We start from the raw sequence: 21,989 nt of genomic DNA, 5'->3' as shown, positions 1-21,989 counted from the left end.
GTTTTCCAACGCCAGCTCGCCGATCTTGGCATGCAACGCCTTCAAATCGACCGGCGTCTCGGCCGATGTCTTGTCATGCCCAAACACGCCGGCGGCGCCTTCCAGGAGCTGGTTTTTCCAGATCGTGATCTGGTTCGGATGAACATCAAACAGTTGCGCCAGCTCCGCCAGTGTCTTGTCTCCTTTGACCGCAGCCAAAGCAACCTTCGCCTTGAATGCCGGAGAATGCGTCCGGCGGCTCTTCTTCGTCATCTTCGCTCCTGATTCGCAGCAAGAATCCTCGCCGCTGTCAGGCAGAAAATCCACTCAAGCTACTGTCCGAATTTGCGGGGCCAGCTCTAACGAATCAAAGGCTTGTCGTGGAGTAATTCACAGGGGCAGGTGATGAATACGCCGGATGACGTGACGGAGATGTTGCACCTGAGGGTGTGTGGGTGAGGTCTGAAGCGGATTGCGCGCCAGCTGGGCTGCAGACGGTGAAGGACTACGTGGCGCGGGTGGGTGAAGCCTTCAAGTCGCCTGAGCGGGCGAAGCGGGTCATGGCCTTGAAGGCTGGCTGCGCGAGAGGTTCATTCGACATCGCGGCAATGCGGATGCGGTCCGTCACGACCTGTTGGCCGAAAACGGCTTGGCGGTCAGCCGGCGAACGCTGCGACGCGCCGTGCAGCCCTACCGCCAGGCACTGAAGGCCGAAGCTCTGGCGACGACCCGGTTCGAGACGCCCCCGGGGCGGCAGCTACAGATCGACTTCGGCGAGCGTCTGGTCGATATCGGCGGGGCGAAGGTCAAAGCATTTGTGTTCGTGGCGACCCGCGCCGAAAAGCAAGAGCACTGGTTCGCTGGGCTCGAGAGCGCATTCACGACCTTGCCGGAGGAAGTGCTGAAGGACAATCCACGCGCGCTCGTGGTGCGCCACGACAGGTGAGCCGGTCGGTTCAGTTTGACGACAAGCTCATCACGTTCGCGAAGCATTGGGGCTTCCGTCCTCGCGCCTGCGCACCGTATCGGGCGCGCACAAAGGGCAAGACGGAGAATGGCGTCCGCTACGTGAAGAAGAGCGTGATCGCGGGGCATTCCTTCGCGAGCTGGGAGGCATTCGAGACGCATCTCGCCGAGTGGGAGGGCGGGGTGGCGAACGTACGTATCCACGGCACGACGGGCGTGGCGCCGATCACTCGCTTTGCGTGTGACGAGGTACACCGGTCGAAGCCGCTCGGCGTCGCTCGGATCGCCGCGCGAACTGGCCCGCGTCGTCGGCAACGATTGTGCTGTCGAGATCGATACGAACAACTACGGTACCCTGGCGGCTGATCAGCGAGCGCGTGGCGGTGACGGTCGCGGCTGGCGAGGTGCGCATCCACCATGGCATGCGCGAGGTTGCGGTCACAGGCAATCGGAGGATCGCCGGCTGCGGATCGTCGAGTTCGCCCACCTCGACGGGGTTGCCTGTCGCGATGGCGCGGTCTGCCAACCAGCAACCGCGACACCGACAGTGCCGGCGCCTTCACCACTGCCCTCGTTGTTACGTCCTCTTGCCGAATACGAAGCTACGATCGGAGGGAGCTTCTGATGGTGCGTACAAAGAAGGTCACCGAAGCACCAATCGATTGGCTGGGGGCCATGCTGGCGCGCTCGCAGCTCTCCGGCATCCGCGACCAGCTCGACAACCTGCCCGACGAGACGGCGCGCGTGAACCTGTCGGCGCGTGAGACGCTGATCCTACTGTGCGAGCGCGAGGTCGTGCGCAAGGATCATAGACGCAGCCGTCGATCGACCGAAGCAGATCCGCGACCTGGCCGCCGTCACGTTGGATCGCCAACGGCGAGAACGTGCTGCTGCTCGCGCGCTCGAGTCAGGTTCATGCTGCCCACCTCGCTACCCCCTTGGAGTTGAGTTTCTTTTTGACCCGGATCGCCAGACGATGGCCGCCGGAACCGCCGCGCCCTTGACTTGGGGATGTTCCAGATCAACCGCTTTGACCATCCACGGTGCGCCTTTGCACAGCTGCTGCGCAGGCAAGCTCTGTTCTTCGATCAGACGGCGAGCCGTCGAAGGACTGACTTTCAACGCAGCTGGGCGCGCTCGTCCTCTCGGTAGGCCGCGATGGCGTGTTGGTTGCGCAGACTGCGAACGCGGACGCGGACGCGGGCCCAACTGTTGCCACGCCCTGTCGACCTACTGGCGCGGTTGAGAACCGCGGCGATGATGCTGTCGGGCATCTGACGCGCGAGGACACGAACGAGATCGACCACATCCGCCGCGGTGCTCGCCGGTGCGGTTCCTCCTCACCTGCAATGCCGTGTGATCGCCGCCATGCCAGTGGACAATCAAGTCCAGCACCTCGTCGCGCATGCGCACAACGATCTCATTGATGAAGCTTCGGATGATCCTGTTGCGCGTCGCAGCTGTTGCACCCGGACTTTCCCAAGCTCTCTTGAGTTCGGAATCAAGCGCAAGTAACCGATCGCGATCGATGTCGCTCAACGTCATCTCCGGCGTAGCCAACAACGTGTCGCGCTTGCCCTCAAGCTCGCGGACAGCGACCAGGCGTTCGTTCCAGCGCCGCTCCAGCTCGCCGGCAACAAGGCGATTGTCCGAATCGACAGCCTCGTATCGCCGAGGAGCGCGAGTTGCCTCGTAGCGTGCCTGCTCCAGAGTCAACTCGAGCTGACGCAGCTTGTCGGCGTGTTCACAGCCGCGCGCTTCCATGGCCGCCAGCGCTGCCTGTATACCCAGCGGCTGCAGCCGCGCGATGACCTCCGCGCTGATCGCGCGATCCGCGCGCAGACCGCCTAATGAGATGCACGGGTCTCCACCATGGTTGATCTGGCTACCGCGGCAATGATACCGCCCGACAGTACTGTGCGTACCGCTGTAGGTAACGTGAAGTTTGCGGCCGCAGTGGCCGCAACGAAGAACCCGCGAGCCGGCCTTCGCCGCTGCGAACCGAGCCTCGACTCATGAAGCGTTTTCCGTTGGCGTTGTCGGTGATCAGGCCCTGATTCTTCTCGAACTCCGCCCACGTAATGTAGCCCTCATGGTGGTCCTTGATCAAAACCTCCCAGTCGTTGCGCTCGCGCCGGAAGCCCCGCACGATCCTCTTGCGGCCGGCCTCGATCGTCACCCGACTGCCCGAGCGCCCGAAGACATAGGCGCCAGCATAGGCGGGATTGGTCAGGATGTGGTAGATCGTATTGTACACTGGTAACTTCCATTCGACGTGGCGGCCCTCGGGGCCATGGCCGCCCCCCGGGCAAAGTGATTCGCTCCTGCCGTAAGCAGAGGTGGACCTGGCGCGGTGTCTGCATCTCGGCAAACTTGGTGAACACGAGTGCGAGCGCCTCCTGAATGCGCCGATCAGGGTCCTTGTCGATCCGATCGTTGGAGACCTTGAGATAGCCGATGGCGACGTTGAGGAAGAGCTCACCCCTGCGTGCCTTCTGCTCCAAGGCTTCAAGCGAGCGTTGCCGAACGATAGACAGCTCCATCTCGCTCATCGTGCCTTTCATGCCAGCAGAAGGCGATCGTTGGGATGGCGAGGATCGTCGACGCCATCCTCATCGACGATCAGTGTTCCAACGAGCCCGTAGAACTCCAGGAGCGTATGCCAATCCTGCCGTTGCGCGCCAGCCGAGAGGCCTCACTCGAGACCACAGCGCCAACTTGCCCTTCGCAAATGGCGGCGAGCAGCTTCTCGAAACCGGGACGCGCGGTGCCGCCACCAGAGCGACCGAGTTCGTCGTCGATTGCGGCCACCTCGCTCCAGCCCAGCTGCCGGGCAAGGTCGGCCAAGCCGTACTAGCGGCGCTCGCTCTCGCGGTTGTTGATGACCTGGTCTGCCGTCGACTGGCGAACGTAGACGACGGCCTCAAAGCAGATCCGCCGCTTCCGGTGGATCGTCTACTGGAGGCGCGTCTTCTTGCCGCGATCCTCGACCGGCTCCTGCACCACCGCCACGTGCTGACGATCCGCGGCGACAGCTACCGACTCCGCGCCAAGAGTGGCTTCATCAAACCGCCGACCGCCGGTGACGGCCGTCCGGTCGGCTCCGCCTCCCTCCGTCCCGTCACCGGCGGAAGCGACCATCAAACGTCCGATGGTGGGGGCAGTTCTTCATGACGAAAAGGGGGCAGTTCCGGATGGCGTTCGACAGACTATGCTCAAGGTTGAACCCGGGCCAACTCAGCATCAAGGGCGGATAGATCCCTACCTATTCTGGGGAGGTCTTCGCTACATTGCCTTCTGATATGCTGCCCCGACGACTACAGTTTTCCAAGACAGAACGAAACAACATGACTCACCACGTGGATCTCGGACCTGGTGTGGCAAGCATACCAGCGCCAAGAAATCTTCCAAACCGTTCCGATCAGGGAGTGAGTTGGAACAAGTCCTACGAAGCCATCAACGCTTGTGGCCAAAAACCTCTTTTACGAGAGTTACTCACGCAACTACGTCAGCCTGCTGTCTTTCCCACTATGGCAAGGATCGCGGCGGATACAACTGACCTGGGCGTCAAGTACGACGAGGGCACGACAGCAACGTTTTCGCTCGATAGAGCTAACGCCGTTGTGCGAGCGATCGACACGCCTGACGATCAATCAATGCACGAAAGCTCTCGCGCGATCCCAAGTTGCGTTGTTCAGTAGGTCGACGGCGGCAGCGTCGTGGTATCCAGTCCCGTTGCCTTGATCCGACAATCGCGAATCGCGGCGATGATGCGCCGAGACAAGAACATCAAGGAGCGCGGACAACATGCGATAATTGGAAAGCCGCTGTACTACGCATATGAGTCTCGCAGACGAAAGCTCTCTCTGCCGGTGACCGCGGACACGACGTTGGCAATGGAGGTTTCGCACTTAGCATGTGTTTTGACCAAGAAACTTACGAGAACCGCTCAATACGAGACGAGGTGATGATTCCTTGCCTAGTCTGGACCTCGACGCGCGACACTTGGCTGGCTGTTTGCTCGTGCCGGAGCCCGGTTCAGGCAGCCATCGCCCGATGTTCGCCATGCCCTGACTTCTTCGCACTTGCAATATCAAAGGCGTCCTCATGTCATTCCCTTCGCGGACGGTTGCAGGCTGCCGAACCGTGTCGACCTTGAGAACGTCGGAGCTTCCTTGGGAAGGGCGGGGCGGGTTCCAGATAGGGCGTGGAAGCGCAGAAGCCCGCCAGGAATATGTAGATCCAAGCATTGCCTACCAAGGAGCCTTCGTCCGAAGTGGCCGTCAAAGTCAGCCGTCTGAGACAGGCGGAGATCTCGGAAGGGAAACCAAATGCACCCGGCGAGTCCCCGTCGGTGCATCCATTCCGCTCACCGTCAGATGTGTCGATGCCATGCTCCTCCTTGGAAGGCCAATGCCAAAACAGAGCCCCGAAACGACTTCATGACAGAAGAATCAGATATCAGATCTGCGAACGCAAACATTCGTGCAAGCACTGTCTGGACAATTGTGCTCGGCTTTGCCGCGGATCCGTTGATGCGTTGGAGCTGGCCTGACCCAAGGCAATACCTTAGAAGCATGCCTCAGTTCATTGACGCCTGTGGGGGCCGAGCATTTGCACATGGCACAGCCTACGTCGCGGGAGAGATTCGTGGCGCGGCCCTGTGGCTGCCTCCCAACGTGCAGCAAGATGAGGAGGCATTGGATGCAATCATGGCGCTATCCCTGCGCCCGGAGATTACCGAGGATATGGCACACTTGCGGCGGAGAATGGCCGAACATCGTCCCCACGAGCCACATTGGTATCTGCCACTCATTGCCGTCGATCCGAACTGGGTCGGAAAAGGGCTTGGCACGTTGCTGATGAACTACGCCCTTCAACGATGCGATGAGGACGGCATTGTTGCCTACCTCGAAAGTTCGAACCCTGAAAACATTCCCTTTTACCAACGTCACGGCTTCAAGGTCGTTGGTGAGATACAACACGGTTCTTCGCCGCCGCTCACGCCAATGTTGCGAACGGCTTCATTCCGACCCAGCAAGGCCGCGCCGCCGGATCGGCTCGTCACCCAGACTCAAGCATAGCTCCGCCTCATCCCGTTAGGATTGATTGCCAATAACCTGACATGACCGCGTTCGGTCAGGACGGCTTATGTTCGCGGCCAGACAACTGAGCACGTGAGGCGGCTCGCCGGGCCTGCGAAAAGCATACCAATCGTCTCTTCGGCAAAGTTGGCACGTCTGATGTGAGAGCTGGCGGGGTCAAATCCACTAAGCTGGGATATTGCCACGGGCGGCTGCATCGATTTGCGGTCGGGCTCCAGACAATTTTTGATCTAAGGCCACAGAAAGCGATGAATGGCGAGACGCGTATGGCTACCGAAACCCGATCCGGCCCAACTCAATTCGCGGACCGCGAACCGATCGATGCCAACATTCAGGATGTCCAGGGTTGCTGTTCCCCTGTTGGAGAATTTGCGACGCCACTTCCAAAGGTTTGAGCACATCTTGGCCGATCGCAGGCGCTGGGTCGTCGAGCGCACCTTTGCGTGGCTCGGCAGATGTGGGCATCTCTGCAAAGACTTCGAAGGTTCCGCCGCTACCGAGCTCGCCTGGCCGCTCGTCGCCCATCTGAGGCTCCTAACTCGCCGATTGGCCAGGCCTTGAGACATCTATGTTTTTTGAGTGAGGCTCTCAGGACAGGCGCTCGGCGAATTTCGAACCTCGACCTCGGGGCTGCTCCAACTGGTTAACTTGACTGTGCCGTCTTGACGAGTCTGGGCAAAGGCTTCTATATGTGGTGTCGTAGTGGTTTTAAATTCGCATATATGGTGGCACGGTGTTAGGGGGGAACCCATTGTGTCGGCAGCGGCTATTCCGAGGCATTAGCGCGACAGCGCTGGGAAGGCCGACAGCCGCAGCGACCCGCGAGCCAGGAAACCTACCGCGACAGAACCCATGTCCTCGGGCGGGGTGCCCGGTGGGTCGCTTGCAGCCGGGGACATTTGCCCGGTCCCCTCGCAAGTCGTCCGCACGGTCCCAGCCCCCAAATATCACGGGGTTGCCGATGTCGGCGTCTTACGATTTCGATCAGTATGGTCATCTCATTGAGCTGCCGAGTGTGCGGCAGCCCTCAGCGCAGGCAAAGCCTACCACACCTGAACTGTGTCTTGTGCAGCCCCCAGCATTGCCGGCTCCCCTGCCGAGGCCCCCCGCGCGATCGCCAACTCCGTCTGACCTTTCGCTCGATCGGTCGCGCGACGACCTGCTGACCTCGTTTGGTAGGCTGACGCTGACCGACCGCTATCTGCTCGCCGGCGAAGGCCTCCAGGACATGTTCGCCCGAGTGTCTTGCGCCTTCGCGGACAATGTTGCGCATGCCCAACGTCTATATGATGCGATGTCTCGGCTGTGGTTCATGCCGGCCACACCGGTGCTCTCCAACGGCGGCACGACGCGCGGCCTTCCGATCTCGTGCTTCCTTAACTCAGTGTCGGACTCGCTCGAAGGCATCGTCGGCACCTGGAACGAGAACGTCTGGCTTGCTTCCAATGGCGGCGGCATCGGCACCTACTGGGGTAATGTTCGCTCAATCGGCGAGAAGGCGAGGGGCGGCGTCACCTCGGGCATCATCCCGTTCATCCACGTCACGGACGGCCTCACGCTGGCGATCAGCCAGGGCTCGTTGCGGCGCGGCTCGGCGGCGGTCTATCTCGATATCCACCATCCCGAGATCGAGGAGTTCCTCGAGATCCGCAAGGCGTCTGGTGACTTCAACCGCAAGAGCCTCAACCTACATCACGGCATCAACGTCACCGACGAGTTCATGTGTGCCGTGGGCGCCGGCACCGCATTCGCTCTGCGCAGCCCGAAGACTAACGAGGTCGTCCGCGAGATCGACGCCCGCCAGCTGTGGCAACGCATCCTTGAGAACCGGCTGCAGACCGGCGAGCCTTATCTCTTGTTCATCGACACCGTGAACCGTGCGCTCCCCAAGCACCAGCGCGAGCTCGGCCTCGAGGTCTCGACCTCCAACCTGTGCAGCGAGATTACCCTGTCGACCGGCATCGATCATCGCGGCGAGGAGCGCACCGCGGTTTGCTGCCTGTCGTCGCTCAACCTCGAGACCTGGGACCAGTGGAATGAGGAGCCCGGCTTCATAGAGGACGTCATGCGCTTCCTAGACAACGTGCTCACGCACTTCATCACGGTGGCGCCGGACGGAATGAAGCGTGCCCGCTACGCCGCCCTGCGCGAGCGCTCCGTTGGCCTCGGCGTCATGGGCTTCCACTCGTTTCTCCAGGCCAAGGGCATTCCAATGGAGGGTACCTTGGCCAAGTCATTCAATCTGAACATGTTCCGAAAACTCCGTCGCGAAGCCGACGCCGCATCCGTGGCGCTCGCTCGCGAGCGTGGCCCGTGCCCGGATGCCCTGGAACGCGGCGTGATGGCGCGCTTCAGCCACAAGATCGCAATCGCGCCGACCGCCTCGATCAGCATCATCTGCGGGGGCACCAGCGCCTGCACTGAGCCGATCCCGGCCAACATCTACACCCACAAGACGCTATCCGGCGCCATCTCGGTGCGCAATCCGCACCTCGCTAAGGTGCTGGCCGCGAAAGGCGCCGACACCTCGGCGACCTGGGAGTCGATCATCGCGCACGACGGATCGGTCGCCCATCTCGACGTCCTGTCGGAGCACGAGAAAGCGATCTTTCGCACCGCCTTCGAGATCGACCAGCGCTGGATCGTCGAGCTTGCCGCCGACCGCGCCGCGTTGATTTGCCAGAGCCAGTCGATCAACCTCTATCTGCCGGCCGACGTCGATAAGTGGGACCTCCACATGCTGCACTGGACGGCGTGGAAGCGTGGGGTGAAGAGCCTCTACTACTGTCGATCAAAGTCGATCTCGCGCGCGGCGTTCGCCGGCAAGATTGCCGGGGATGCAACGCCGACGCAGCAGCCGGCGCGGCAGCGCACCGACTATGAGGAGTGCCTCGCATGTCAGTGATCGATCTATCGCGCGCCGATCCGCGCACGTTGATCGGCAAGGGACGCGTCGGCCTCCTTGACTCGACCGGCAGCTACGACGTCGATCGCTATGCCTGGGCTTACGAGTTCTGGAAGCGCCAGCAGCAGACCCACTGGATGGGCGAGGAGGTGCCGCTCGGCGCCGACCTCAACGACTGGGCTTCGGGCCGCGTCACCGACAGCGAGCGCGCGCTGCTCACCCAGATCTTCCGTTTCTTCACTCAGTCGGACATCGAGGTCGGCGACAACTATTTCAAGCGGTACATTCCGATCTTCCAGCCACTCACCGTCCAGATGATGATGGCCGCTTTCACTAACATGGAGACGGTTCATATCGACGCCTATGCCCTGCTACTCAAGACGCTCGGTATGCCTAAGACCGAGTTCGAGGCATTCCGCGGCTATGCGCAGATGCGCGCCAAGGCGGACTACATGCACGAGTTCGGCGTCGACAGCGTGGCGGATGTCGCCCGTACCCTGGCGATGTTCGGCGCCTTCACCGAAGGCATGGCCTTGTTCGCCAGCTTCGCCATGCTGCTCAACTTCCCACGCCACAACAAAATGAACGGCATGGGACAGATCGTAAGCTGGTCAGTGCGCGACGAGAGTCTCCACTGCGAGGGCATCATCAAGCTATTTCACGAATGGCACCGCGAAACCGGCGCGGTGACGCGCCCCGTCCGCGACGACATTGTCGACGTAGCCAAGACCATGGTGAAGCTGGAGGAGAACTTCGTCGAGCTCGCCTTCGGCCTTGGCAAGATCGAGGGGATGCTGCCTGAGCATATCCACGCCTACGTCCGCTACGTCGCCGACTGGCGACTGGCCCAACTCCGGATTGCCCCGGTCTTCGGCTTCTTCGAGGCGAAGGAGGGCGGGTTCACCCAGCTCAAGGCGCATCCGCTGCCGTGGCTCGTCGAGATTCTCAATGGCGTCGAGCACGCCAATTTCTTCGAGCAGCGCGCCACGGAGTACTCCAAGGCGGCGAGCCGCGGCAGCTGGGACGGCGAAGACGGGGTGTGGGCGACTTTCGGCCGTATCTAGCCCATTTTATTCATGCTAGCGGCATTGACAGCGGCAGGCGCCGATAGTCGTCGCCGTCACCCGCCAGCATGACAAAGGCATAGAACCGGACCTCCTCATCGTGGCGTCTTGATTGCAGCGCGACAAAGCCGGACACACAGATGGTTTGTTGGGTTAAGCCGGTACATGCGCTCCATTGCTGATGGCGGCTAGGGTTTACAGTATTTCCGCAGGTCGGTGAGGTGGGTCTCGTCAACCACCTTCATGAAGTCAATCAGCGCAACACGGCTACGCCCTTGAGCAGACGAATGTTCTCGATGATCGCCACGGCCGCCCCCCTCTTAGGGCTAGAGGGGATTACTATCACGCAATCGGAAGTTGTAAAGAGGGGCAACCCTGTCAAAGGGGGTCATCTTCATTGCAGCCCGGTCGGATCAGGCAAACCGATTTGTTCTTCATCCCCCTTCGCGTTTGATTTCGTCGCCGACCCACTGGCGGTCTTCCTCGGCCGTGGCTTCGCGGAGGTGATCTACTACGAGCAGACGCTGGCAATGCGGCTCGGATGACAGCCGCGTTTCTGTCCTAACACAAGAGTTCCGCTTCAGCGCTGCCGATCCACCTCTCGAGATTTTGCATCCGCTCTCCGAGGCGCTCCCAATTGATCCGCGCCAGCGGGGGTTCGGCAGGCTGATCGGGCGCAGAGATCGGCAGCGACGATGACGCAAGCCATCACGTCGTCGACGTTATGTCCCACCCTCGCACGAGCGCCGCTTCGACCGCTCGTCGGCCTTTCGTCCGAGGTGGCCAGTGCGGCCTCGACCTGGTCGACCAAGTCGTAGCACGAAGGTGCGCCCGGCTCGCACCTCGGCTCGCATTTCAGTGCGCTGCCTGTGCGATGAGCGTGCTGCGGCCGACCGGAACGATTGTAATCGATGACCTGTGTCTCCCTAAGCGAGGGCCGGGTTAACTACGACGGTCGACAAAACTATTTTTTGCCTCATCATTCTCCGACGGCCGGAAAGCCGACGGTGATGCAGGTGGAGGCACGGGGCCGGGAAATCGGCGCAGCCAGCCACTAAGCGGCTGGCGTTCGACCACGGCAGCACGCTTGAGTTCGCCGCGATCTCGCCGTGGCGCTGCGTCATAACCAGATCAGCCAGATTCCTTTGAACCACGCCTAACCAGCTCGAGCCGATGTACCGACAAGAAGCCGATAGCGCTATTGATGCGAGTCCCTGTTGCCAAGGTTTCTATGCCGCGATGCGGCTCAGGATATTGGTGCGAACCCGCGCCATTTTGGCGAAGATCGATCAATAGGTCGTGGCGATCACGCCACCCCACCGGTAGTTCACACGGACCAAGCCGATATCGACGTCCTGACCGATACGGGCAGTCCCTGCAAAAGTGCCCACCGGAACACCCACGAGTCCGGGTGAAAAAAAGAAATCCACATCCCGACGACCCATGAACAGGTGGTCGTATTCAACGCCGATGGACCAGTTCGGAGCAAAGCCAAATTCAAGGCCCGCCCCTACCGTGCCGCCCCAACGAGTTTCGCTGCCGTTGTCGATAGTGAGCCCGGTCGCAAAATCGGAGACCCGGTATTTGTCACGGACGACTGCAGCCCCACCTCTTACATAGAGCAGCACGTTATTCCAAGCATAGCCGACTTGGCCCGTGAACAGGCCGAATGCATCAAGCGTGGAGTCATCCCGGACGCCTGCGAAAGCAAGGTTCGCGTTGGAGCCCTTGAAATCGGCCCAATTGCCCTGCGTCTCCAGACCGAACACCGAGTTCGCTATTTGCCAGCGGTAGCCGATGTGACCGCCCACCGTGCCTCCCGTCGCATGATGGCGCCCCATGCCAACGGGCGGAGCGACGACCACGCCGCCGGCGTTGACCACGTCCCAGCACTGCCGACGTAGAAGCCGCTCCAATCATAGATCGGAATGACCGCCGGAGGCGCTTTGAAGTAAGGCCGCGCGGCCGGATCAACGGCAGAGGCAGGAGCAGCCAGCGTGTTGAGGGCTACCGTGCCCGCTAGCAATTTTTTTATTCTTCTGAATCCCAGTTTCGAATTCGACGCCCCCGACGGGATATTGACGACGATTGCCACGTTTCCGCCACCTCCATCAACTGCAAGGGTTGGTAGTTGACGGGGTCGCAAGCGCCGCCTGAGCGGCCGGTCGATGGGCAAAGTGCATGTCGGGTCGGTCGCGGATGCTGTCCGCCGACTGTTGATTAAGTGGCTTGACCCGAAAATGTCTAATCGCGGTTACCCGTCCTGCGCGGCTTCGAGCACATCAGCATGACAAGAGTCAGCGCATCGACAGCGAGTCAGTTTCCTGATTGCAGCTGCTCCGCGTGTCCTCGTTCCGCCCGTATCGACCGTTCGTCGGCCATTGGATGCAAGTGTTCCCGCTTACGGCGAAGCTTCGACGGACGAGCCGCATTCAATCCATTTCGTTCCGGGCGGACGATGCATCCGCAGTAAGACGGAGGCGTGTGTAGGGGCCGGCGATAAGGCTCGGCGCCGCATCGAGTTAAGAGTCCAGAATTTCTTGCTGCGGCTGGCCTTCTCGATCACGGCCAGTACCCTCTTCGATACATGAAATTTGAGCCGCGAAACAGGCCGAGCGACATCCCGAGAACTGGCTATTCCAGGAGCTCTCACAGAACTCCCAGCCGAGTTCGGTATTGAACGACTGCGCTCGGAGCGGCCGACTACGGCACCCATCTCCAACAGCCACGTGAGCCGGTTGCTGGAAGACCGGGCGCCGTGTCGTCTTCGCCTTCATCGTCACCGAGTTCGATGCAGAAGCTGCAACGGCGCAGTTCGGCAAGGTCGCCGATCCGCTCCGTCCCAAACTCGAAGCGGCGATGATCCCTGAGTGCGCTCTCGCGCATCCGAAGCTGAGCAAAGGCGTCAAACGAACGGCGCCTTCGAGAGCTATCGCACGCTCGATCCCGTGGCTCTGCTGGCGGAGATGAGGGACGCCAAGATCGAGCTCGGCACGCGTATCGGCGCCCGGCCGCCCCTTGCTTGCTGCCAACGGAGGGAGAGGCTACTGCGATAAGAAATATCATGTCTTGTCGATACGGGCTTAGTCGTGTCGCGTGATCATTTTCATTCACGACGCATCCTCGATTGTCGAATTAGCGAACCAGGTTCAAGGCATTCGCTTTTGCGGAAAATGCTACCCCCTGCGCCGAAATGTTACTGTCCGCTGCAATCGATTTGGTTCGGCTTGATACCCCGGAACTGTCCACGCAAGGCTGTGACTGTGATTTGTTTTGACGGGGTCTTCGTTGGCCCACCACGCATCATATTCATACGCTGATTTCGGGAGGGAGCGACCGATAAGCATCTCGATGTCGGCAAAGGTCATCTTGAGCGAGGCAGAGCTGTTTGCGACCAGCTTGTCTCTCAAAGGGTTATAGATCGACATCGGGCTCCCCCATCCAACGATCTCATATTATATAGCCAATCCGGACTTTTCGTCACCAATTGCGGATTTTGTCCGATATTTGTCGGTTTTCGTTCGCAGCGGCACTGACGCCGCCGCGACATCATGTCGAGCAGCAGCCACGTCTGCGCCGAAGGCAGGCGGACGTACCACCTTTTACGGCCCTGAACATCGGCCTGAGCGGCTCTCGAGCAATGAAGCTACCGAAACGATATAGCCTATCCGGAGACTTTCGTTCATCTCGATGTGTTAGGCCCGCTGGCATTGGCATATGTTCGAAGAAAAGCGCGAAGCCGTGCCTGCCATTGAGATGCCGGTTTCGGCTCTTGTGCTACAGCATCGCAAGTGGGCCGCCGGTCGGGTGGAGATATCCTCCGGTGGCCCTGACGGTCAGTTTCAATGCGCTGTCATGCTTTTAAGCGGCTAGCGTGGCCGCCATGGATCCGACAGGTGCATGCAGACGCTCGCCCCGCAGCACAGGGGAATTGCGGCTTTACCAGAATTAAGCAGCGCCTCGATGAGGCGACCCAAGCCCAGCAACAGGAACGCTGGTGCTTGAAATCGCCCTCAGGCCTCGGAGCTTCTCGGCGGCGCTCCAACTACTGAGAGCCTCGTGTGTTAGATACGTCGCGGCCAATTCATTCCAGGATCTCACGACCTGATTCCAGCTCTCTTTTCGGGCGGGCAAGAGCTCAAGCATCCTTTGCGCCTTGCGGGCAGCGGCAAACCTCCCGTCTCGCGTAGCGTCTTTCAGAATTCTCCGCACCAACACTTCGGTTCGCTTCCATCCGGCGCCCGTCGATCTATCCTCGGCCAAGGAAGCGAAGTACACTCGAAAGGTCAGGGCACGTTCGGCGGCGATGCCCGATGCCAAGCTTGGCTCGTTCAACCATCGGTAAAGAGACTCGAGCTGCTCCGAGTCGCCGAGCGTGAAAGTGTCATCATCCCCGAAAACCAAGAATGTCGCGAAACCGGCGATCTCAAGTTGCATGCCCAAATCTTGTGAGTCCAGCCAACGGGTGATTGCTTCTAGTGGAGACATAGCTTTGCTCTCCTGTGGGGTTGATCGCGATTCAGCCCGGAGGACACCGCGCGGGTCAACTACAAGAATTTGTAGCTGACGGAAATAAAGAGCTGTCAGGCGTGCCGCCGCTATGGTGTTTCTGCATTGAACGGAGGGATTTCCGAAGGACGGCTGAGCAGCGCCACCCCGCGCCGACGACTTGCAAATTCCGAGCCTCGTTACTCCAAGAGGCGCTTGTTCGATTGGAGAAGATTCGGCGGCTTGCGATATCCGTTGGAACATCAAGGACGAGCCCAACCCCGACCAGCTCGAAGGAATTGACGCTCTGAAGCACGGTCGCTAGGGCAAGGTTGTAATCTTTGAGGCGATCAGCGAACATGACGGATGTGCGGATTGACACTTCGACGTGGGAGCGCGAGTACGGGAAGAAGCCAAGCGGGCGCCGCTATCGGCGCTTCCGGATCATATCGCCCAGTATTGCAGTCAAAGACTATTAATTAAGAACGGAGATCCCAATGACGTTCCCCAGGGCGTGCAGGGGGGCAATAGAAAGGGCGCGGCAACGCGGTTCGGCTCAAATCGTGCTGCTACCGTGAGGGACCCTGACGAGTTTGACGATCGAACGCATGTTTTCCCGAGGGCTGAGACGGAACAAGAGCTTGGGATCACGGTCATAATGGAAAAGTGGATCGTCTCCCAATCCGTCATCAATCCAGCCTTTGACTCTAACGAGAGAGAAAAGACTGGCTAGCAGCTAGGCGACATCTCGCTCTCGACACTCGATCTCGCCGATTGCAGCCGCGATCGCTCGTGAATAAGGGAAGCGACCAAGGCCCGGCAGTTGGTCTCCCCGGTCACAGCAACAGTCCAGCCCTATCACTACAAGGCGCTGCTCCTTCCGAGCCCACCAAATTCGGTAGTTGAGGCGACCGCGGCAGATTTGCAGAGTAAGGCCATCTGTCGATCACAGGGGCGAGGCCGGAGCAAGCTTTATGGCTGGCGTTCAATACTTCGTGTCGCGCCATAAAGGCCGGTGGAAGGTTGCGCTCAATTTTGAGTACTCCGGCCCCTACGCCACTGAGGAAGAGGCGACCGCGTCGCCGTCGACGCCGCGGCAGGGCACGTCGCTCAGGTTCTCGTTCAAAGGGAAACCACCAATTTAGAATCGAGTGGACATATGGCCACGACCCATACCCCCACCAGCCAGCTAATCGCTGACCACATGAGATCGGCGCCGACCTTTCCCGCCACGCCCGCCCCGCAACACCAAAGCGCGTGGCATCAGCAGGGCGGAATCTCACACCGAACACTTATCCACTTTCCGACCGCGCTTCTGAGGCCGGCCCTGTCGAGCGCTGCCGTGCCAGGTTCTGCAGCGGGCGTGCCCTTGGTCTGCGTGGGGAACAAGGCGTTCGTCGCAGGTCAACAAGATCGGCGGCGTCAGCGACGCCAGCATCTACAAATGGAAGGCCAAGTTCTTTCAGCGTCGAGCCTTGCAACGGAAGCGCGCGGTTTCGTCGCGCCTAGAGTAGAATATTAACATTGCAACCGTCTAGGTTGTGTGCGACCATAGGCTTGGGTCTCAGAAACCGAAGACAGCATCAGTGGCCATCAATGGGCCAGCGTGCTAACAGCCCCGTTCGGCGGGGACGGTGCGCCCGTGTCCAAGGGCACCCCAAAAGCACATTGGCCGGTCACGATTACGGTTTCTGAACCCCGGCAGCCAGTCCGCTACCGGCATCAGAGCTAAAAGCAAAATCCATGAACCATCAGCGAATCTCGCGCCGCGTCGTGGCGATCGCTCGCGTCTGTAGTCTCGAAGTTCTGCACGACAACGAAACATCTCAGCAGAGGGCCGACCGGTTGATGGCACCGCACAAGCGGGGCAACCGTTGTCCGTTGTCAAATGATTTGAGGCTGATTAGGCGGCTGGCGAAAGGAGCGTCGGGCTCCTCAGGGGCTAGAGTTTAAGCGGCCTGCACTCGATGCTGCAAGCGAAGGTTGCGTCTCATCGGCGCTATCCTGCTCGAGCGGCGCCCAAGTTGAGCACCCGCAAGCAAGAGTCGCACGGGCGCATGTCCGTCGTCACGACGATACCCAAGGAAAAGGCGAAGGGGTTTGTTCGCAGGCTCGCTGAAGCTCTTTCCGGCAATCATAGTCAACGGCCCCGGGTTTGCCGGAGGCCATTTGGTTTAAGTTATGCCGCCTTGGCTGGTTGTTCCAGCATGGCGTAGTAGCGTTGCTCGGCTTCGGCCGGCGGGATGTTTCCGATGGGCTCCAGGAGCCGCCGGTTGTTGAACCAGTCGACCCATTCGAGAGTGGCGAACTCGACGGCCTCGAAGCTGCGCCATGGCCCGCGCCGATGGATCACCTCGGCCTTGTAGAGACCGTTGATGGTTTCGGCAAGAGCGTTGTCATAGGAATCTCCGACGCTGCTGACAGACGGCTCGACGCCAGCCTCAGCCAGGCGCTCGGTGTACTTGATGGATACGTACGTTAAAGTGCTGGTCAAGAAAGCTGACGTTTCATCGAAATGACTTTGGCTACCCTACAGGACATGAATTGCCGGAGAGCTGCCTAGTCGAACTCCTTCGCCGCTGATGTTCACGAGTTTAAGTAGGCCTTGTTGACCAGACCGTCGCCGAAGACCGGGGCTGACCGCCTTTGTCCCCGAGAGAGTCGTGCGGCACTCAACCCTCCCACTCTAGAAGCGCGCGTATGCGTGCAGCGATCCGCCGCGCGTCGTTCGGCCTAAGATTGGGCTTCACGCTGTCGAGGATGCCTAACACTGCCCGAGCCTCCTCGGCATCAAATGTCGCGACTTGGCGATCTGCCAGGCTCAAAGACTGATCGGCCGCCCGGGCCTGATTGGCTGTAAGCACCTCAAGCGCTTGCGACCGTAGGGCCGTGATGTGCCGCTCGAATATATGCATCCTTTGGCCCCATGGTTGGGAGTTAGCGGCCACGTGGCTCGGCGCTCAATCTGAGAGAAGAAGAAGCGCTGTCCCTACCACGCGCGCCGCTAACTCCACCGCCAGCTTCGGGAGGGAAGAAGGCTGTCGGTAGGATACATCCACCGCAAAAAGCCGTGGCACAACTACCAGAACTGGTTGCCGCATCACAGTCACGGTCGCCTGGCAATGGGGGCGCGACTCGGCGCCGAGAAGGATGCAAGGCAACCTACTGGGATTGGTCGGCACACTAACCCACGGCCGAGGTCCACACTGAGGCTCTTTTTTCTTGCAGATGGGAGAGACCCGAGTGACCAGCCGCATACGAATTCAATGCATCAACAAGACTGACAGGCAGAACCCTCACGAGCGAATCAAAAACGTTGGCGGAGTAAACCCGGACGGGTCTAGGTGGAAGCAATCCGTCGATCACACGATCAAAGAAATCGAAAACGGTGTATGGGAGTTCTATGTCGAGGAAAAGCGCACGGCCGATGTGATTGTGGCCGTCCACAACGGGCACAAGTACATCAAGACGAAGGCCGACGGCATTCAACCGGACAATTTGCTTTCACTCCCTGAGTGCCCCTAATTGTCGCAAGGATAAAGTTCATTGGCGATCCGGCTGATCAGTAGTATAATTTTGATAGAGCGCCTCCCGAGAGTCACTTGAAAAGGTTGGACGTGTACGCTCCTATCTGCCAGCCTTCCGTTCTGAGGTCAGCCAGGCTGGGAGCGGATCGCTCGATGCGGTCTCCCCGGTAGGCAGACCGGACGCCCGGTCCAGATACCAATCAATCGCCTTGCGATCCCAACGCTGAGTGCCGGGGATAGCCTCCGGTACCAAGCCCTTCTTAATCCACGTGTTGAACGCGTCCTTGGAGCACCCGCAATAGGCGGCTGCGTTGGCCTTAGTGAGGCCCCGAGGTGCGATCTGATCGGCGCGTAGTATCCGCTCCGAACGTCTCAGCTCTGCGGGCGAAGGTCTGTCACGCTGATGATCACCGTCCATTTGGACCTATGGTAGAAGTTAGCGGCAACGTGACTCCGCGCCCGAGCTGGAATTAGAGGCGCTGTCCCTACCACGCCCCGCCAACTTCAACATGGCCAGCGTCAAGCGACTGAAGCTGACGGCGGAAAGTATCGTCCGGGAAAGCCCGTGGCGCAACTACCAGGACTGGTTGCCGCCAGACGCTTGGGCGATCAGTCTCAGCGACCGGAAGCAACGCGGGCACGGCTCGGCGCCAGGTCAGGATAAGAATCGGGCGTTGTCCCTACCGCGCCCGCGCTGCAATTGAGATTAGCGGTGACGTGACTCGGCGCTCTAGCCCCCTCGCGTACACCGGGGCACGCACTGTCCCTGCCACGCGCCGCTAAGCTCAATGGCTGAGTATTCGGGCTAGCTTTCCAAAAGCTGACAAAGATCCGCGCGGAAAATTTACAAACGAAAAGCGGCCCGCTTGGGCCGTTCAAAGCTCAATCTGTTGTGGGCAATCATGCAGCCACGCAAAGACGCTCGCTAGACTGTAAGGCCGTGCGACTTCATGGCCGTCAAGCTTAATGGGGTGATCTTCGATAAGATAGAATTGCCCGTCGGCTGTTCTGACCATCCGATCTCTTAGCTCAAACCACACGCCCGTCGGCCACCTTTTATAGGATACTCGCGTCGCGAAATGGACCGCTTCAGCAATGTCCCGCGCGCGCAAATGCCTTAAAGGCTTAGCCTTTGGTGCCATGATTTCCTCGTCGGCTCAAGAGCCGCGCGGATGCGACTCGGCGCCTTTATCGGCTGGGGGGCTTAGATAGAGGCGCTATCCCTGCGGCATCCGCACTGCCCCGTGAAGTTAGCCCCTCGGATCATAAAGGCTAACCCACACCCTGCTTTCCCATGAACCTTAATCCGCTGGGAGCTGAAGTGCGGTTTAGCGAGAAAGCCGCCGTGCGTGGCCTACCTAAATTGATAGGCCAGACTGAGCGACTTAACGCCGCTCAGCCTGCCAGTATTTCAGCCTCGGTCTTTTGCAGATCGATCAGGCCGCATTAAAAAGGCGTTCGGCCCGCTTACGATCAGTGGCAGCCGCATCACGACGGCGGGTCGGATTGGCGCTCAGCCAATCTATTGCCCGCTTACGGCCGATTGGCGTCACGATTTCAGACACTCCCGGCTCCCACGTCTCTTCGACCAAATAGACTCGCCCGCCCGCCCGCCCGACCAACGGATTCGTTCGGCCTAGAAGGTTCTTAGTGTTGTTTGAGAGTGTAGGGGCGACGGCGCGTGCGGGAGGCCCATCTATATTGGTCCCAAAGCCGTTGAGCTATGCTCTGGTGCGTGAAGACGCGTTCCCCGCTCTCGATCGAGCCGTTCTCATGTGCGATGCCCGCATTGTTGCGCGTTGGCGCCATGCCATAGTGGCCCATCAGCCCGGCGTAGCGCTGCGTCAGATCCTCCCGTGCGTCGGCGGCCAGATTGCGGAACGCTGCCGACAGGCTGTCGCTGCGATGCTCCCGCGGCACGCCGCCAAGCGCCCACAGCGCGTTCTGCAAGCCCGCCGTTGAGCGCCCGCCAGGCGTTGATGCGCCGCTCCAGCGTGCGGCGGATGTTCGGGTTCAGGTCATGATGCCGTCGGCGCAACTCGTCCAGCACGCCGATCACGCGGATGCCGGGCGCAGCCTTCAGGATCGGAACGATCTCGGCCTCCCAATACTGCGCGAGCGGATCGGACCGGCGCCGGCCCCTCGGCGTCTTCTTCTGCGCGCCTGGGTCTGTCCGACTTCACCGATGGCGGGCGACAATCGCCCTCGATTCCGCATTGCCTCGCCTTAATTGTTACCGGATCCTAAGCCGTTGCCTCACGTAAATTGCTCCCCTGGACCGGGAACGAGCGAGGGGCGGAGATGGGGTGGCTAAGCATGGCAACGCGGAAGGAACTGACGGCGGCGGCAGGCGTGCGCTATCGGCGGTCGGATCGCGCGAAGAAGGCGCGGATATTGGACGAGTTCGTCGACATCACCGGATTCCATCGGAAGCATGCGATGCGTCTACTTCGAAACCAGGAAGGCGTACATCCGGGCCGACGGGCGCGACGTCGGATATATAATGAAGCAGAACACACCGCACTCGTGCTGCTTTGGGAGGCGTCAGACCGCATCTGCGGGAAGCGACTGAAAGCATTAATGCCCGCGCTGATTGAGGCGATGGAACGGTACGGGCACCTCGACCTTGCCCCTGAGATTCGCACCAAACTTTTGGCGATGAGCGCTGCGACGATCGACCGCGCCTTGGTGCGGGTTCGAGAAAAATTGGGTCGCAAGCGCCGGCGGCACGCGGGGCATTCCCTGCGTCGCAGTATTCCAATACGGACTTCGGCAGATTGGAATGATCCGGCGCCGGGATTCGTCGAGGCCGACCTTGTAGCGCATAGCGGTCCATCTGCGCGCGGCAGCTTCATCCAGACCCTCGTGCTCACCGACATTGCTACCGGCTGGACAGAGTGCGCACCTCTGATCGTGCGCGAACAGACGCTGGTGAGCACGGTGCTGACGGAATTGCGCAAGCAATTGCCTTTTGCGCTGCTCGGCTTCGACACGGACAATGACACCGTGTTCATGAATGAGACGTTGAAGGCCTACTGCGAGGCGGCCAACATTGTCTTCACGCGTTGCCGTCCCTACCGGAAGAATGACCAGGCGTTCGTCGAGCAAAAGAACGGCGCCGTCGTGCGCAGGATGGTCGGCTATCGTAGGTTCGAAGGCCTGGAGGCGGCCAAGCTACTGGCGGAACTCTATCGGTCAGCGCGGCTGTTCGTAAACTTCTTCCAACCTTCGTTCAAACTGTTAGCCAAGCAGCGCGACGGTGCTCGTGTACGTAAGACATACAGCGCGCCGGCAACACCCCACCAGCGCCTGTCAGCGGACGCCCGCACGCCTGATGCGGTCCGCCACCATCTCCAGGAAATCTATACCGCTCTCGATCCGGTCACGTTGTTGCGCGACATCCGCGACGTGCAGGAGCGCCTCGCGGCGCTCGCGGATATCCAACCATCCGCCCATCCTGCTGCGGCATCACAATCGATTGATCGCTTCCTGGCAAGCCTGCGAACGGCCTGGAAGGACGGCGCCACGCGCCCGACGGATCGGCCAATCGTGAAGGCTAAAAGGGGCCGGCGTCGTCCCGATCCGCTTATCCGGGCAACGTCAGATTTGAGAAAATGGTTTGAAGCCGAGCCTTGGCGGACCGGCAGCGAACTGCTCTCGCGCCTGCAGGTGGAATATCCTGGAGACTATCCGAACAAGCTTCTTCGAACCCTTCAACGTCGGTTGAAATCCTGGCGCAGCGAGCAAGCGAATGCGCTGCTGTTTGCTTCAGAAAAAATGCCGCCAGGGCATGAGGTCACAACACCCCAATGACGTGCGAGGTGCCAGCGGAGGAGGCCGGGCGCTCCGAAACCCCGGCCATCTCCGCACCCGGCCTCCTCCTCAACTCAGGCCAGGAGCAAAATAAATGAGGCAACTGATCGCGCCCGGGAGCATCGATATGTGAGGCAATACG

15 protein-coding genes, 4 pseudogenes and 1 riboswitch are annotated in these 21,989 nt (G+C 60.3%); of the genes and pseudogenes, 10 read left to right on the top strand and 9 right to left on the bottom strand.

The features are described from left to right. Positions 1-252, bottom strand: a 252-nt coding sequence (locus IQ16_RS43055) for a transposase (RefSeq protein ID WP_035695574.1), incomplete at its 3' end; no start/stop codon positions are given. 376 nt (positions 253-628) lie between these two features. Between IQ16_RS43055 and IQ16_RS43050 the strand changes: the two genes are divergently transcribed. After that, positions 629-925 carry a hypothetical protein gene (locus tag IQ16_RS43050; protein ID WP_125459292.1) on the top strand — a complete coding sequence of 99 codons (297 nt, stop codon included), beginning with the start codon at positions 629-631 and terminating at the stop codon, positions 923-925. Between the two features lie 246 nt (positions 926-1,171). Here the strand turns inward: IQ16_RS43050 and IQ16_RS47120 are convergent, their stop codons facing one another. After that, complete coding sequence (locus tag IQ16_RS47120; RefSeq protein ID WP_028144341.1) at positions 1,172-1,471, bottom strand: hypothetical protein; 300 nt, start codon at positions 1,469-1,471, stop codon at positions 1,172-1,174. A 98-nt stretch (positions 1,472-1,569) separates the two neighbouring features. On the opposite strand from IQ16_RS47120, the gene IQ16_RS47115 reads away from it, so the two are divergent. Then, positions 1,570-1,893: a hypothetical protein gene (locus IQ16_RS47115; RefSeq protein WP_014490252.1), complete on the top strand. Its 324-nt coding sequence runs from the start codon at positions 1,570-1,572 to the stop codon at positions 1,891-1,893. 282 nt (positions 1,894-2,175) lie between these two features. On the opposite strand, the gene IQ16_RS43030 is transcribed toward IQ16_RS47115, so the two are convergent. From IQ16_RS43030 to IQ16_RS47100, 3 genes and pseudogenes are all read right to left on the bottom strand, one after another. Continuing rightward, the gene (locus tag IQ16_RS43030; RefSeq protein ID WP_011082845.1) at positions 2,176-2,709 is read right to left on the bottom strand and encodes a transposase; all 534 of its coding nucleotides are present in this window, start codon (positions 2,707-2,709) and stop codon (positions 2,176-2,178) included. A 334-nt stretch (positions 2,710-3,043) separates the two neighbouring features. Continuing rightward, a pseudogene (locus tag IQ16_RS47105) lies at positions 3,044-3,202 on the bottom strand (recombinase family protein); the annotation flags it as partial. Positions 3,203-3,567: 365 nt separating this feature from the next. Further along, the gene (locus tag IQ16_RS47100; protein ID WP_277996271.1) at positions 3,568-3,747 is read right to left on the bottom strand and encodes a recombinase family protein; all 180 of its coding nucleotides are present in this window, start codon (positions 3,745-3,747) and stop codon (positions 3,568-3,570) included. Here IQ16_RS47100 and IQ16_RS47770 point away from each other — a divergent pair. The 6 genes and pseudogenes from IQ16_RS47770 (at position 3,664) to IQ16_RS42985 (ending at position 10,564) form a co-directional block, all read left to right on the top strand. Then, positions 3,664-4,119, top strand: a complete 456-nt coding sequence (locus IQ16_RS47770) for an ATP-binding protein (protein WP_018647508.1) — start codon at positions 3,664-3,666, stop codon at positions 4,117-4,119. The two genes, IQ16_RS47100 and IQ16_RS47770, sit on opposite strands and share 84 nt — an antisense overlap. Positions 4,120-5,387: 1,268 nt before the next feature. Further along, positions 5,388-6,029, top strand: coding sequence for a GNAT family N-acetyltransferase (locus IQ16_RS43005; protein ID WP_043900134.1), 642 nt, complete (start codon positions 5,388-5,390; stop codon positions 6,027-6,029). Between the two features lie 435 nt (positions 6,030-6,464). Beyond that, positions 6,465-6,611 (top strand): annotated as a pseudogene (locus IQ16_RS43000) (transposase); the annotation flags it as partial. 125 nt (positions 6,612-6,736) lie between these two features. Next, a riboswitch (cobalamin riboswitch) is annotated at positions 6,737-6,907 on the top strand. 104 nt (positions 6,908-7,011) lie between these two features. Continuing rightward, on the top strand, positions 7,012-8,955 hold the full coding sequence (locus tag IQ16_RS42995; RefSeq protein ID WP_014490246.1) for a ribonucleoside-diphosphate reductase subunit alpha: 1,944 nt from the start codon (positions 7,012-7,014) through the stop codon (positions 8,953-8,955). Continuing rightward, entirely contained in the window at positions 8,946-10,019 is a 1,074-nt protein-coding gene (locus IQ16_RS42990; RefSeq protein ID WP_014490245.1) for a ribonucleotide-diphosphate reductase subunit beta, read from the top strand. Before IQ16_RS42995 ends, IQ16_RS42990 begins: the two co-directional genes overlap by 10 nt. 287 nt (positions 10,020-10,306) lie before the next feature. Then, entirely contained in the window at positions 10,307-10,564 is a 258-nt protein-coding gene (locus IQ16_RS42985; protein WP_014490244.1) for a hypothetical protein, read from the top strand. Between the two features lie 744 nt (positions 10,565-11,308). On the opposite strand, the gene IQ16_RS42975 is transcribed toward IQ16_RS42985, so the two are convergent. From IQ16_RS42975 to IQ16_RS42940, 3 genes and pseudogenes are all read right to left on the bottom strand, one after another. Beyond that, positions 11,309-11,902 (bottom strand): outer membrane protein, encoded by a 594-nt coding sequence (locus IQ16_RS42975; protein WP_011082835.1) that lies wholly within the window; start codon positions 11,900-11,902, stop codon positions 11,309-11,311. A gap of 1,293 nt (positions 11,903-13,195) precedes the next feature. Continuing rightward, positions 13,196-13,447 (bottom strand): DUF7662 domain-containing protein, encoded by a 252-nt coding sequence (locus IQ16_RS42970; RefSeq protein ID WP_014490241.1) that lies wholly within the window; start codon positions 13,445-13,447, stop codon positions 13,196-13,198. A gap of 3,239 nt (positions 13,448-16,686) precedes the next feature. Further along, positions 16,687-16,983: pseudogene (locus IQ16_RS42940) on the bottom strand (integrase core domain-containing protein); the annotation flags it as partial. Positions 16,984-17,750: 767 nt separating this feature from the next. Here IQ16_RS42940 and IQ16_RS42930 point away from each other — a divergent pair. Next, positions 17,751-18,032, top strand: a complete 282-nt coding sequence (locus IQ16_RS42930) for a DUF3892 domain-containing protein (RefSeq protein ID WP_370057846.1) — start codon at positions 17,751-17,753, stop codon at positions 18,030-18,032. A gap of 1,754 nt (positions 18,033-19,786) precedes the next feature. Here IQ16_RS42930 and IQ16_RS42915 read toward each other — a convergent pair. Next, a pseudogene (locus tag IQ16_RS42915) lies at positions 19,787-20,195 on the bottom strand (IS21 family transposase); the annotation flags it as partial. A 140-nt stretch (positions 20,196-20,335) separates the two neighbouring features. On the opposite strand from IQ16_RS42915, the gene IQ16_RS42910 reads away from it, so the two are divergent. Next, positions 20,336-21,847, top strand: a complete 1,512-nt coding sequence (locus IQ16_RS42910) for an ISNCY-like element ISBj12 family transposase (RefSeq protein ID WP_011084703.1) — start codon at positions 20,336-20,338, stop codon at positions 21,845-21,847. The last annotated feature ends 142 nt before the right edge of the window (positions 21,848-21,989 follow it).

The sequence above is a fragment of the Bradyrhizobium huanghuaihaiense genome (genome assembly GCF_007830635.1).
In the GTDB taxonomy this organism is placed as follows: domain Bacteria; phylum Pseudomonadota; class Alphaproteobacteria; order Rhizobiales; family Xanthobacteraceae; genus Bradyrhizobium; species Bradyrhizobium huanghuaihaiense.
Note: the sequence above shows the minus strand (reverse complement) of the source record. Positions and strands in the feature narration are given on the sequence as shown.